The sequence below is a fragment of the Streptomyces sp. NPDC031210 genome (assembly GCF_055570395.1).
In genome coordinates, this window is the sequence record NZ_JBVIHH010000014.1 from 108934 (window position 1) to 121824 (window position 12891).

Below are 12891 nucleotides of genomic sequence, written 5' to 3' on the forward strand. Positions count from 1 at the left end.
GCCGACGCGTGCGCCGCCTATATGCGCCACCTGCACAAGGCGGTGCGGACGGCTCGACCACCGCTCGGCCCCCGGCTTCGGACGACGGTGAGGCGTTGGGGGCCGCCCGTGCCGTCCTGGTGCGTCGCCACCGCACCTGTGGTGGCGGGTGGTTGGACCCGGGCGGGCTGGGTCGTGGCGGTGACCGTGGCGGGAGGGATCCCGTGGCAGCCTTCCCGTCCTTCGTATGACTCGGCGGTCCGCTGCGCATCGTGGTCCGACCGCTCGGCGAACGCACGCGACACCGCGGCCACGGAGCCGGACGCCGATTCCGCCGCGTGCAGCGGCGCGTGGCCGGCGGAACATCCCAACATCGCGATCAGGAGGGCGCTCAGCACGGCCCGGACGAGGTGGCGATTCCCGGGACGGCCGGCCCCTGGGGGACGAGTGAGAGGAGGAGTCAAAGGGCAGGGCAGCACACAACCTCCGTGCGGCTGCTGCGCTCGCCGGAATACTCACGGCGCGGGCAGAGAGGGGTGGGGGCCGGAAGCCGTCGACCGCCCCCGCGCCGTGCTTGCGACGGCGAGCGTGGGAGGTCAGACGTCGCGAACCGGTCGAGTGCGGGACGGACGACCTCGGCCGGGGGCCGGGCCGGCGGTCCGTAGGAGAACATCCACCGGTCGGGAAGGCGCCGACCTAAATGCGTAGAACGGTGGGTTGGGCCGCGTGCGGCATGAGAACGGCGAAGTCCCGTTCCAGGGCGGGGCGGACGCCCGTCCGGACGGGCGGGACGCCGTCGTCCCGCACCGAGCCCGGCAGGGGCATGCCGGGCATTCCCGCCCCAGGACTCTGCGGAAGCTGGCCCAGCGCGCATTCGTCCTGATCGTGCCGCTGCCCGTGATCACCGTGCGGGCCACCCGGCACCTCGGCCCCGAAGACTCCGTGCGTGCCGTACGCACCGTGCTTACCGTGCGGAGCACCGACAACCGCATCGGGCTGGCCGGGGGGCTCCAGGTGCATCGCGGACGCCGATACGCCACCGCCGGAGGGGAGATGGCTCAGCGTGGCATCGGGACTTACGGCGTGCGAATACAGCAGGCCGAAGAGGAACAGGCCCAGCACCAGCACGCGGAGCGGCTTCGCCGAGGAGCGAAGCCGGTGTGCGCCGGAGGGTAACCAGGCCGTGATCACGCCGTGAGCGTAGCCCGGTTCCGCCCCGGTGACACCTCGCGTGGGCGAGACCTGGTGGGAACAAGACACGGAGACCGTACGGGCCGGGCCTTGAGGAGTTCGCCGGAGCGCGCGAGCAGGTCGCCGGTTCCGCTTACCATGTCCCGGTCAACTCATCATGGCGGGGGAAACGGGGGAGAGCGGCTTTCTTCACCCCCGCAGCCGGCGCGCCGCCGCATCCGGTCGGCGCGCCCGGCTCGAAGCCACATCTGCAAAGGAACGTCATGCGTTTCCACCGAACACTCGCCATCGCCGGCACGGTTCTCGCCTTGGCATCGGTTTCCGCGTGCGGCGGCCTGCCCTCCGCGGGTTCGCCCTCCGAAGCCGGGGACTTCCTCAAGTCGACGCTCAACTGCGAGAGCATCGACATCGCCTCGCCCGGTGAGGTGCAGCGGGTGCGGGCCATGGGGATGACGGGCGTCAACGGCGGCGGCGAGTGCGAGGACCCGGCGGGCGGCGGCGGTGACGTCGACTTCCTCACCATCGAGGACATGGAGGCGTTCCAGACCGCCGTCCGGGGGGACGAGGACGAGCAGGACGACCTCATGGTCGGCGACGACTTCGCCGTCGACCCGAGCAGCGACGAGCAGCGGCGGACGCTCCTCAACGCCGGGCTGCTGTTCCTCAATTGCACCCCGAACTTCACGGCGCCGTCGGGCAGCGTGGCCGAAGAGGGCGCGATCGACGGATGCACCACGACCGACTACGCGGAGGATGTCGACTGACGTCCGTCGGTGGATCCGTGCGGACCTCGATCGTCGTGGGCGGACCCGGCGGCTTCGGGCTTCCGCGCCGCCCGCCCAAGAGCCAGCGCTGAGCCCGCGTGCAGCGTGATGCGCACCGGCCTGAGGCCGGTGGCGTCGGCCGACGTCTCGCCGGTGCCGGGACTGCGGGCGAAGCGCGGGTGGGCGCCTCCGCTGATCTGGAGGCGCACACGGTGGCCGGCGGCGAAGCGGTGGGCCGTGGAGCTCATCGGGACGGTGACCTCCGAGGGGGCCTGCCCGGCGGTCCGCAGCCGGACGAGCCCATCGCAGACGTTGGTGGAACGGCCCTGTGCGTCCACGTCGCACAGGCGGGCGAAGACGTCGGCGTGACCGGTGTCCGTGGAGATCCGCAGTCGTGCGGAGACCGGGCCGACGGCGTCGACGGGCTCGGTCAGCGGCGGGCCGGTGAACGTCACGACGTCCTCCCGTGCTTCCAGGGGGCCGTTGTCGCGGGCGCCGGCGCCGCGGGAGAGCAGGCGCCCGCCCAGGGACGGGGTGGGGTCGGCCGGGTCGTAGGCGAAGGACGTAAGAGGTGTGGATGCCACGGGCGCCTGCTGGTTGAGCGTCCCGTCGGCGGCAGGGAACCAGACGTCCCCGGCGGCGGTCGGCGGCCACTCGTCCAGGTCCCGCCATCCGCCTGCGCCGCCGACGTGCACCCGCACCGGGGTGGGGCGCAGGCCGGTGGAGTCGTCGCACAGGTGCGCGCGCAGCCACGCCAGGCTCTCGGCGAACACCTCGGGCCAGCCCTGCTGGAGCGCCGAGGTGTGCGTCCATGGGCCGACGAGCAGGGCGGCCTCGCAGCCGGCCGCACGCAGCCGGCCGTACTGCTCGAAGGTCTGGTCGGCCAGTGCGTCGTGCCACCCGGTGATGAGGCCGGTGGGTACGCTCAGCCGCTCCGCCGCCTCCCCCAGGGCCGCGCCGTCCCAGTACGGGTCGTCGGCGTCCGGATGGGTCATCACGTCGTCCAGCCAGGGGACTTCTCCCAGCGCGGAGACGTAGGCCCCGCGTAGCGGCCGCGCGGTGGTGATCTCGCGCAACCGGCGCCGCAGGCGCAACGTCGCCCTCAGCAAGGCCGGTATCCCCTGGTGCTGGTAGGTCATGCCGGCGCCCACGGCGAGGGCGTTCTCCAACTGGAGCGCGCCGCCCGCGTGGAAGAGGGCGTGCGGATCGTGCAGGCCGACCTGTATCGCCATCGCCTTGAGTTCCGGTGGCGGATCCAGGGCGAGTGCCCACTGCACATAGCCCAGGTAGCTGGGGCCGACGGTGCCCAGCGTTCCGTTGAACCAGGGCTGCTCGCGCAGCCAGGACACCGCGGCCCGGCCGTCGGCCGCCTCGTTGCGCCACAGGTCGAACCGGCCGCCTGAGCCGCCGGTCCCGCGGCAGCTTTGCAGGACCACGTGGAAGCCCTGTTCGGCGAAGAGGACGCCGTACATGGGAGACCACGGCAGGCCCCTGCCGTACGGCGAGCGCACGAGGAGGGTGGGGAAGTCGCCCCGGGTGCGGGGGAAGTAGTGATCCGTGACCAAGGGGCTGCCGTCGGCGGCCGGCGCGACGAGCCCCGGTTCCCAGCCGACGTCGTGCCGCTTGGCCGGAAGGGCGCGCCAGGTCGCCCGCGTCATCCGTGCGGACAACGGCGGTTTGCCGCTGGGTGCGGTCCAGTCGGGCCTCGGCGGGACGTCGTGCGTGTGCGGCATGGTTTCCCCTCAAGTATTCTCGTACGTTGTACGAGAATAGCCCACGAGCGTCGCCCGCGCTGGTGACTGCTCAGGGCCGCTTGTCGGGTGCTTGGATGCCTGAGTGCGTGCTTGGATGTTGCTTCGCAACGCCCGGCGATCCGGAAGAGGACGGACGAGAACGTGACCCGCGGTGACGGGGCCGGCGCCACAGGCGTCGACCCACAACAGCTCTGGCTGAGCCCCGGCCGGCCCGCCAGGGGCCGCAAACCGGCCTACAGCCGCAGCGCGATCACGGCGGCAGCCGTCGCCCTCGCCGACGCCGAAGGGCTGGAGGCGGTCACCATGCGGCGAGTCGCCTCCGAGGTCGGAGCCGGCGTCATGTCCCTCTACAGCTACGCCCCCGACAAGGAGACGCTGTTGGAGCTGATGGTCGACCACGTCAGCGCCGAACTCCCGACGACGGGCCCGCTGACCGGCGACTGGCGTACCGATCTCAAGTCCATCGGTCACCTCCAGCGCTCCCTGATGCTCCGTCACACCTGGCTGCCCGCCGCGCTGTCCGCTCGCCGCACACTCGGCCCGCACACCCTGGCCTTCCTGGAACGCGCTCTCGCCGCGCTGCGGCCCACCCGCCTGGACGGCGCCGCGAAGCTGGAGGTCTTCAGCCTGCTCACGGGCTTCGTCGCCGGGCACGTCGGCTACGAGATCGCCCAGTCCGCGGCCGCGGACCACCCCGACCGGGCCGCGGCCGAAGCCCGCTACCTCGCCACCGTCGCCGCCGACGGCCACCACCCGGAACTCGCCGAGGTCCTCGCCGCCCCCGGACGCCCCCTCGACCCCGAGGCCACCTTCACCCGGTTCCTCGACCGCCTGATCGACGGCCTCGACACCGACTGACCCGCCGCCGGTCAACAGCTAACAGCCGTACCGCATCCGGGAGTTCGACACCCTGCCGGGTCTCGTCTCTCCTCACCGGTGGTATCCGGAAGCTCGGCTGAGGAACGCCCCCACTGCCGCTCAACGTACCTCTACGATGACCCTCGGCGATCAACCCTGGAGGTGTGCGACCGCCCGTGTGGGACATCGAAGACACCGAGCCGCCGCCGGCGCCGCAGGGCACCGCATGGCCCCGTACTTACCCGGTAGTGACCCGGTACTGACCTGGTAGCCCGGTACTGACCCCGGACCGACGAACGGAGATGCCCGATGAGCCGAGCGACCGGCCGAACCGCCGTGGTGGTCGGGGGCGGCCTGGCCGGCTGCCTGGCGACGCTGGCGCTGCGCCACCACGGGATGCGCGTGGTGGTCGTGGAGCGGGACCACCTGCCCGAAGGCGCGGTGTTCCGGGCCGGTGTCCCGCAGTCCCGCCACGCGCATCTGCTCCTGGACGGTGGCCTGCGCGCGATGGAGCGCCTGCTGCCCGGGCTCGGCGCCCAACTCCGTGCCAGGGGCGCACTACGGCTGACCCTGCCGCAGGACATCCACTGGCTCACCCCGGTGGGCTGGATGCCCCGCTACGAGGGCAAGCGCGGCATCCTCGTCTGCACCCGCCCGCTGATCGACTGGGCCGTCCGCGAGCGGGTCCAGCACGACGCCGAGGTCGAGTTCCGCGACCGTACGGAAGTGACCGGGCTGCTCGGTAACTCCAAGACGGTCACGGGAGTCCGGGTGCGGACACGTCCCGGCCGAAGCTCGGGCGAAGCGCCCGCGCACTCCGAGATCGAAGCCGACCTCGTGGTCGACGCCTCCGGGCGAGGCTCCGCGACGCCCGCCTGGCTCGCCGAACTGGGCGGCTCGCCGATCGCCGAGGAACGGGTGGATTCCGGTATCGCCTACGCCTCCCGCCTCTACCATCGCGCGGCCGAATCGCCCTGGGACTTCAAGGCCGTACAGATCCAGGGGCGGCCGCCCTCCGCCCCGAAAGTGGGAGCCCTCGCCCCGATCGAGGGCGACCGCTGGCTGGTCAGCGTCGCCGGTATGCGCGGCAGCGAACCACCCACCGACGAGGCCGGGTTCACCGACTACCTCGGCCAACTGCGCGATCCCATCCTCAGCCGCGTACTCGCCCAGGCCGAACCGCTCGGCCCGGTGCACGGCTTCCGCCCCGGCGCCGACCGGCGCCGCCGCTACGACGACGGTCGGCTTCCGGCCGGGCTGCTCGCGCTCGGGGACGCCACCTGTACGTTCAACCCGGCGTACGCCCAGGGAATGTCCGTCGCGGCTTTCGGGGCTCTGGCGCTGCGCGACGCCGACCTCGCGGACGGCCGGCGCGTACAGCGCGCGGTGGCGAAGACCGCCTCCCAGGCATGGGCCATGACGGCCAGTCAGGACGCGCAATGGCCGACCACCATCGGTGGCCCCTCCGGGATCCTGCTCGACCTCCAGAACCGCTATTTGCTGCGGGTGCTGGCCCGGGCGAACCACGACGAGAAGGTCGCCGAACGCTTCATCGACGTCATGTCGCTGAGCGCCCCGTCCAGCACCCTGCTCAGGCCCGGCGTGCTGTTTCCCTCCCTCTTCGGCCGCACCGGCGGCCGCCGGGCGACCAGGGCGTAGCTCACGCCGAGTCGATGCCCACGACCCGGAGGATCCGGACAGATGATCTCCGCGGCACCACTCGGTGGGGGTAGCCGGCTTCCCTACAGGTACGACTGCAGGGTCCCTCGCCGGCGCACGTCCAGGGTCGCGCAGTGGAACGAACCGCCGAAGCTGTTGAAGTTCCGGAAGTTGCACGGAATCGGCGTGAAGCCGAATTTCTTCATGGCCGAGATCATCGGCTCGTCCTGCCGCTCGACGATGACCCGCTCCTCGTCCAGCATGAGGATGTTCATGTTCAGCCACTTGCTGGTCATGTACAGCGGGTGGGAGTCCGGGATCACCGGGGCCGGCGCGGCCATCACGTCCCAGCCCTTGAACAGCTTCGGCACGTTCGGCACCCGCTCGGGATGGACGAGCAGCTTTCCCGGCGCCATCGGTACGAAGGTCGCGTCGATGTGCATCGGGTGCGAGTCGTTGAACTCGAACACGTGGACGCGGTACTCGTCGCCCAGGTGCCGGCGCAGCCACTCGATACCGAAGTCGTTGGTGACGTGGCTCTTCTGCGCGATGATGTCGCGCCCGCAGCGGGTGAAGTCGGCCGCGTCGAAGGTCGGCTCGAACTCGGTCACCACCAGCCGCTGCGGCCCGTCCTCTCCCGGGTCGCTCCACTCCTGGTCGAACTGGGCGTCGCTCAGCTCCGGTTTCGGGCCGGCGCTCCACTTCGCACCGCCCCGGAAGTACTCCTTCAGCAGCGGCCGGTAGGCGAGGGACTCGTGGTAGCGAGACCGCCAGGCCATCGGGCACTCGATGATGTCGTCGCCGACCACGAGAAGCGCGTCGCGGGGCATCGCCGCGTACATGCCGGTGCTGGTCCACTCCAGCGTGCTGTACTCCGTGCGCTGGGGGATCGGTTCAGGGCGGCGGACCGTGACGCCCTCGCCTTCGAGGATGTGCACGAACTCCTCGAGGTCCCGGCGGGCGGCTTCCACCTGTTCGGCGGGGAACGGGCGCCCCGCCTGCTGACGGAAGACGTCGTGCTGATCGGCGGGCAGCACGGGAGGTAAGGCCAGGTGCCAGGTCGGGAAGCTCGCTCCGTCGACGATCCCGACGATCACTTCCTCCAGCGGATCCCATTCCGTGTAGGAACACACGGGACCGGTCGGCGGGATGGGTCGAGGGAACGTCAGAAGCTCGCCGGCTTCTCGTGCGTCGGTCGTCACGTCGTACTCCTTGGTGGCGCATGTGCCCTTGGCACATGCGATTCAAGAGGACGGTCGACCCAATGATCAAGTTTCGTCGGGGGGTTGGCCGGAAATGCCACCTTGACGGCCACAGCCCCCGCCGATGCGGGGCCTGAGCGATACGAGAAGTGATCAATCGGCCGGTTTCCGCATGGTTCGAGGCGGGCGCTTCCAGGGGGTGTCCGTCCGGCGGTCAGGCCGACATGGCCCGTCGGCCCAGGTCGGCATCCTCCGCGCAGGCGGCGGCCAGGTCGTCCAGCGAGAGGTCCAGTGCGTGGGCCAGGGCCGCCACGGTGAAGAAGGCGGGGGTCGGGGCCCGGCCGGTCTCGATCTTGCGGAGGGTTTCCGCGGACACCCCGGCCGCCGCCGCGACGTCCACCATGCTGCGGTCACCGCGGGCCTGACGGAGCAGGGCCCCGAAGCGCTCTCCGCGTTGCCGCTCTTGCGGAGTCAAAGGAGTTCTCACCATACCCGTGATACTAATACCGGTATAAGTATTGGGTAGCTTGCGGATCGCGGGGAGTCACGGCACATGGTGGAGATCAAGACCGATACGGCACTGGAGGCGATGCGTGAAGCGGGACGCGTCGTGGCGCAGGCGCTCGCGGCCGTGCGCCGAACGGCGGCCGTGGGAGTTCGCCTGCGCGAGCTGGACGAAGCCGCCCGCACCGTCCTGACCGAGGCCGGGGCGCGCTCTCCGTTCCTGGGCTATCAGCCCTCCTTCGCGCCCCGCCCCTTCCCCGCCGTGATCTGCGCCTCCGTCAACGATGCCCTCGTGCACGGCATCCCCGACGGCTACCGCCTGCGCGACGGAGACCTGATCAGCATCGACTGCGGAGCGGAACTCGACGGCTGGACCGGAGACGCCGCCATCAGCTTCACCGTCGGCACCGCCCGTCCCGCCGACCTGGAACTCATCGCCGCCACCCAGCGCGCCCTGGACGCCGGCATCGCCGCGGCCACCGTCGGGCACCGCGTCGGGGACATCTCCCATGCCATCGGCACGGTCGCCCGCGCCGCCGACTGCGGCATGCCGGCCGACTTCGGCGGCCACGGCATCGGCCGCCGGATGCACGAGGACCCCCACGTCCCCAACCACGGACGTCCGGGACGCGGCTTTCCCCTGCGCCACGGCCTCGCCCTCGCCATCGAACCCATGCTCATGGCCGGCGGACGGGGCGACTACCGCACCGATCCGGACGGATGGACCCTGCGGACGACCGACGGCAGCCGAGCCGCCCACATCGAACACACCATCGCCATCACCCGGGACGGCCCCCGCGTCCTCACCCTGCCCTGACCTCTCCTGGCGCGGGCGTACAGGACTCGTAAAGAGCGAGGCCAGGGCCGTATGGGACCCGTCAAGGGCGGCCGAGGGGCGGCGGAGGAGTGGTCTTCTCGATCAGTCCGAGAGACCACCGATGCTCGTCTCTTCCTCTTCCTTTCCTTCAGGAGCTCACGATGGCCGACGTGGCCTTCGTCGTCACCACGCTCGCGGTCTTCGCGCTGCTGGCCGCTGTCGCCAAGGGGGTGGCGAAGCTGTGACTGTCGAGAACATCGTCGGCCTGATCGTGGCCGTCGCCCTGCTGGGCTATCTCGTCCTCGCCCTCGTCAACCCGGAGAGGTTCTGAGTACGTGATCAGCCCCGTCCTCGCCGGTGTGCTCCAACTGCTCGCGCTGATCGCGGCGCTCGCGCTGGCATACCGGCCGCTCGGCGACCACATGGCCAGGGTCTACGGCTCCACGAAGCATCTGCGCGTGGAGAAGTGGATCTACCGGGCCATCGGCGCCAACCCCGACGCCGAGATGCGCTGGCCCGCCTATCTGCGCGGTGTCCTGGCCTTCTCCGCGGTGGGCGTCCTCTTCCTCTACGCCCTTCAGCGGCTCCAGGGCAGCCTGCCCGGCTCGCTCGGCTTCGTCTCCATCGACCCGGACCAGGCGTTCAACACCGCCGCGTCCTTCGTCGCCAACACCAACTGGCAGTCGTACGCCGGCGAGCAAGCCATGGGTCACGTCGTCCAGACCGGCGGCCTGGCCGTGCAGAACTTCGTCTCCGCGGCAGTCGGCACAGCCGTGGCGGTCGCGCTGGTGCGGGGCTTCGCGCGCTCGCGTACGGGTGAACTGGGCAACTTCTGGGCGGACTTGGTACGCGGCGTCGTACGCGTCCTGCTGCCGGTCTCCGTCCTCGGCGCGATCGTGCTGGTCGCCTGCGGTGCGATCCAGAACTTCTCCGGCATCCATGAGGTCGGCCAGTTCACGGGCGGGACGCGGCAGTGGAACGGCGGCGCGGTCGCCTCCCAGGAGGTCATCAAGGAGCTGGGCACGAACGGCGGCGGCCTCTTCAACGCCAACTCCGCCCACCCCTTCGAGAATCCCAACCCGCTCTCGAACCTCTTCGAGATCTTCCTGATCCTGCTGATCCCCTTCGCCCTGACCCGCACCTTCGGGCGGATGGTCGGCAGCATCCGGCAGGGGTACGCGATCCTCGCCACGATGGCGACCATCTGGCTCGGCTTCACCGCCCTGATGATGTGGACCGAGTTCCACCACGGCGGCCCGGCGTTCGAGCTCGCGGGCGGCGCCATGGAGGGCAAGGAGACCCGGTTCGGCGTCGGCGGCTCGTCGATCTTCGCCGTGGCCACCACCTTGACGTCGACCGGCGCGGTCAACTCCTTCCACTCCTCCTTCACCGGCTTCGGCGGCGGCATCACCATGCTGGGCATGCAGCTCGGCGAGATCGCGCCCGGCGGTGTCGGCTCGGGGCTGTACGGCATGCTGATCATGGCGATCATCGCGGTGTTCCTCGCGGGACTGATGGTCGGCCGTACGCCGGAGTACCTGGGCAAGAAGATCGGCACGCGCGAGATCAAGCTGGCGGCGTGCTACATCCTCATCACCCCGGCGCTGGTGCTGTGCTTCACCGCCGCGGCGATGGCCCTGGACACCCCGGCCCATTCGATGACCAACTCGGGCGCCCACGGATTCTCCGAGATCCTGTACGCCTACACCTCGGGCGCCAACAACAACGGCTCCGCCTTCGCCGGTCTGAACGCGGACACCCCATGGTTCAACACCACCCTCGGACTGGCGATGCTGCTCGGCCGGTTCCTGCCGATGGTGTTCGTGCTCGCGCTGGCCGGCGCGCTCGCCGAGCAATCGCCCGTACCTCGGACCGCGGGCACGCTGCGCACCGAGAAGCCGCTGTTCACCGGTCTGCTGGTGGGTTCGATCATGATCATCACCGGTCTGACGTACTTCCCGGCGCTCGCGCTGGGTCCGCTCGCCGAGGGACTGGCGTCATGACCACCACCGACGTAACGAAGCAAGAGGACGCCATGTCCACCTCCACCACTACGACCCACGCTCCGCACCAGGACGTGCCCACCGGCCGCAAGCCCGACAACGGGCGGGTCGGCGGGGGCCTGTTCGACCCGAAGCAGCTCGTCATGTCGCTGCCGGACGCCTTCCGCAAGCTCGATCCCCGGGTGATGATCAAGTCTCCGGTGATGTTCGTGGTGCTGGTCGGCTCGGTCGTCACCACCGTGCTGGCCCTGAAGGATCCGGGCGACTGGTTCGGTTGGGCCATCGCCGTGTGGCTGTGGCTCACCACTCTTTTCGCCAACCTGGCCGAGGCGGTGGCCGAAGGCCGCGGGAAGGCGCAGGCCGACACCCTGCGCAAGGCCAAAACCGACACCGTCGCCCGCCGTCTGACCCAGGACGGCACGGGCCAGGAGCGGGTGCCCGGTACCGCCCTGCGGATCGGTGACCTGGTGGTCTGCGAGGCCGGCGACATCATTCCCGGCGACGGTGACGTCGTCGAGGGCATCGCGTCCGTCGACGAATCGGCCATCACGGGCGAGTCGGCACCGGTGATCCGCGAGTCCGGGGGCGACCGAAGCGCCGTAACAGGCGGTACGAAGGTGCTGTCCGACCGGATCGTCGTGAAGATCACGACCAGGCCGGGGGAGACGTTCATCGACCGGATGATCAACCTGGTGGAGGGGGCGGCCCGCCAGAAGACGCCCAACGAGATCGCGCTGAACATCCTGCTCGCCTCGCTGACCCTCGTCTTCCTCCTCGCCGTCGTCACGCTCCAGCCGTTCGCGCGCTACGCGGGCGCCGAGCAGTCGATGATCGTGCTGACGGCACTGCTGGTCTGCCTGATCCCGACCACCATCGGCGCGCTGCTCTCCGCCATCGGCATCGCCGGCATGGACCGGCTCGTCCAGCGCAACGTCCTGGCCATGTCGGGCCGGGCGGTCGAAGCCGCCGGCGACGTGTCCACGCTGCTGCTCGACAAGACGGGCACGATCACCCTCGGCAACCGCCGGGCCGCCGAGTTCGTCCCCGTCCAGGGCACCACGGCCGCCGAACTGGCCGACGCCGCCCAGCTCTCCTCACTCGCCGACGAGACGCCCGAGGGCCGCTCGATCGTCGTGCTCGCCAAGGAGACGTACGGCCTGCGCGAGCGCCACCAAGGCGAACTGGCGCATGCCGAGTGGGTCGCGTTCACCGCCCAGACCCGGATGTCGGGCGTCGACCTGTCGGAAGACGGTGAGGCGCGGAAGGTCCGCAAGGGCGCGACGGCCTCCGTCGTCGCGTGGGTGGAGGAACGCGGCGGCCGCGTCCCCGACGACGCGGACACGATCGGCGCCGCCCTCTCCGAAGCGGGCGGCACCCCGCTCCTCGTGGCGGTCGACGACGCCAAGGGGCCCCGCGTGCTGGGCGTCATCCACCTCAAGGACGTGGTCAAGGAAGGCATGCGGGAACGGTTCGCCGAGCTGCGCCGGATGGGCATCAAGACCGTCATGATCACGGGCGACAACCCGCTGACCGCCCGCGCCATCGCCGAGGAGGCCGGCGTCGACGACTTCCTCGCCGAGGCCACTCCCGAGGAGAAGATGGCGCTCATCAAGCGGGAGCAGGCCGGCGGCAAGCTCGTCGCGATGACCGGCGACGGTACGAACGACGCCCCCGCCCTCGCGCAGGCGGATGTCGGCGTGGCGATGAACACCGGCACCGCGGCCGCCAAGGAGGCCGGGAACATGGTGGACCTGGACTCCAACCCGACCAAGCTCATCGAGATCGTCGAGATCGGCAAGCAACTCCTGATCACCCGGGGCGCGTTGACGACCTTCTCGATCGCCAACGACGTGGCGAAGTACTTCGCGATCATCCCCGCGATGTTCGCGGTGGTGTATCCGGGCCTGGACAAGATCAACATCATGGGGCTGGCCTCGCCCCAGTCGGCGATCCTGTCCGCCGTCATCTTCAACGCGCTGGTCATCATCGCCCTCGTACCGCTCGCCCTGAAGGGCGTCCCCTACCGGCCCATGACCGCGGACAAGATGCTCCGGCGCAACCTGGGGATCTACGGCCTCGGCGGCCTCATCGCCCCCTTCATCGGCATCAAGCTCATCGACCTGCTCCTCTCCCTCATCCCTGGCATCGGGTGACGACACC

Annotated in this window: 12 protein-coding genes; 8 read left to right on the plus strand and 4 right to left on the minus strand. The window is 70.5% G+C overall.

Annotated elements, in window-relative coordinates; all coding sequences use genetic code 11:
* Positions 1 to 675: 675 nt before the first annotated feature.
* Complete coding sequence (locus tag ACZ45Z_RS24590) at positions 676 to 1170, minus strand: hypothetical protein (RefSeq protein ID WP_468366215.1); 495 nt, start codon at positions 1168 to 1170, stop codon at positions 676 to 678.
* Positions 1171 to 1433: 263 nt separating this feature from the next.
* Between ACZ45Z_RS24590 and ACZ45Z_RS24595 the strand changes: the two genes are divergently transcribed.
* Entirely contained in the window at positions 1434 to 1934 is a 501-nt protein-coding gene (locus tag ACZ45Z_RS24595; RefSeq protein ID WP_468366218.1) for a hypothetical protein, read from the plus strand.
* On the opposite strand, the gene ACZ45Z_RS24600 is transcribed toward ACZ45Z_RS24595, so the two are convergent.
* Positions 1913 to 3592: a CocE/NonD family hydrolase gene (locus tag ACZ45Z_RS24600; RefSeq protein ID WP_468366503.1), complete on the minus strand. Its 1680-nt coding sequence runs from the start codon at positions 3590 to 3592 to the stop codon at positions 1913 to 1915. The genes ACZ45Z_RS24595 and ACZ45Z_RS24600 overlap by 22 nt on opposite strands.
* 237 nt (positions 3593 to 3829) lie before the next feature.
* Between ACZ45Z_RS24600 and ACZ45Z_RS24605 the strand changes: the two genes are divergently transcribed.
* Together ACZ45Z_RS24605 and ACZ45Z_RS24610 are read left to right on the plus strand one after the other, a co-directional pair.
* On the plus strand, positions 3830 to 4546 hold the full coding sequence (locus tag ACZ45Z_RS24605; protein WP_468366221.1) for a TetR/AcrR family transcriptional regulator C-terminal domain-containing protein: 717 nt from the start codon (positions 3830 to 3832) through the stop codon (positions 4544 to 4546).
* 309 nt (positions 4547 to 4855) lie between these two features.
* Complete coding sequence (locus ACZ45Z_RS24610; protein ID WP_468366223.1) at positions 4856 to 6205, plus strand: FAD-dependent oxidoreductase; 1350 nt, start codon at positions 4856 to 4858, stop codon at positions 6203 to 6205.
* Positions 6206 to 6288: 83 nt separating this feature from the next.
* On the opposite strand, the gene ACZ45Z_RS24615 is transcribed toward ACZ45Z_RS24610, so the two are convergent.
* On the minus strand, positions 6289 to 7407 hold the full coding sequence (locus tag ACZ45Z_RS24615) for an amidinotransferase (RefSeq protein WP_468366226.1): 1119 nt from the start codon (positions 7405 to 7407) through the stop codon (positions 6289 to 6291).
* 214 nt (positions 7408 to 7621) lie between these two features.
* On the minus strand, positions 7622 to 7897 hold the full coding sequence (locus ACZ45Z_RS24620; RefSeq protein ID WP_468366229.1) for a helix-turn-helix domain-containing protein: 276 nt from the start codon (positions 7895 to 7897) through the stop codon (positions 7622 to 7624).
* A gap of 63 nt (positions 7898 to 7960) precedes the next feature.
* On the opposite strand from ACZ45Z_RS24620, the gene map reads away from it, so the two are divergent.
* The 5 genes from map (at position 7961) to kdpB (ending at position 12884) form a co-directional block, all read left to right on the plus strand.
* Complete coding sequence (gene map, locus ACZ45Z_RS24625) at positions 7961 to 8728, plus strand: type I methionyl aminopeptidase (protein ID WP_468366232.1); 768 nt, start codon at positions 7961 to 7963, stop codon at positions 8726 to 8728.
* An 89-nt stretch (positions 8729 to 8817) separates the two neighbouring features.
* The gene (locus ACZ45Z_RS24630; RefSeq protein WP_468366235.1) at positions 8818 to 8973 is read left to right on the plus strand and encodes a hypothetical protein; all 156 of its coding nucleotides are present in this window, start codon (positions 8818 to 8820) and stop codon (positions 8971 to 8973) included.
* Positions 8970 to 9059 (plus strand): K(+)-transporting ATPase subunit F, encoded by a 90-nt coding sequence (gene kdpF, locus ACZ45Z_RS24635; RefSeq protein WP_468366238.1) that lies wholly within the window; start codon positions 8970 to 8972, stop codon positions 9057 to 9059. Before ACZ45Z_RS24630 ends, kdpF begins: the two co-directional genes overlap by 4 nt.
* 7 nt (positions 9060 to 9066) lie before the next feature.
* The gene (kdpA, locus tag ACZ45Z_RS24640; RefSeq protein WP_468366506.1) at positions 9067 to 10731 is read left to right on the plus strand and encodes a potassium-transporting ATPase subunit KdpA; all 1665 of its coding nucleotides are present in this window, start codon (positions 9067 to 9069) and stop codon (positions 10729 to 10731) included.
* Between the two features lie 32 nt (positions 10732 to 10763).
* Entirely contained in the window at positions 10764 to 12884 is a 2121-nt protein-coding gene (gene kdpB / locus ACZ45Z_RS24645; protein WP_468366509.1) for a potassium-transporting ATPase subunit KdpB, read from the plus strand.
* Positions 12885 to 12891: the final 7 nt, after the last annotated feature.

What these genes read in the sequence shown, in the direction of transcription:
- ACZ45Z_RS24595 (WP_468366218.1), top strand. Translation starts at nt 1,434, where the DNA reads ATGCGTTTCCACCGAACACTCGCCATCGCCGGCACGGTTCTCGCCTTG.
- ACZ45Z_RS24600 (WP_468366503.1), bottom strand. Translation starts at nt 3,592, where the DNA reads ATGACGCGGGCGACCTGGCGCGCCCTTCCGGCCAAGCGGCACGACGTC.
- ACZ45Z_RS24610 (WP_468366223.1), top strand. Translation starts at nt 4,856, where the DNA reads ATGAGCCGAGCGACCGGCCGAACCGCCGTGGTGGTCGGGGGCGGCCTG.
- ACZ45Z_RS24620 (WP_468366229.1), bottom strand. Translation starts at nt 7,897, where the DNA reads ATGGTGAGAACTCCTTTGACTCCGCAAGAGCGGCAACGCGGAGAGCGC.
- map (WP_468366232.1), top strand. Translation starts at nt 7,961, where the DNA reads ATGGTGGAGATCAAGACCGATACGGCACTGGAGGCGATGCGTGAAGCG.
- kdpB (WP_468366509.1), top strand. Translation starts at nt 10,764, where the DNA reads ATGTCCACCTCCACCACTACGACCCACGCTCCGCACCAGGACGTGCCC.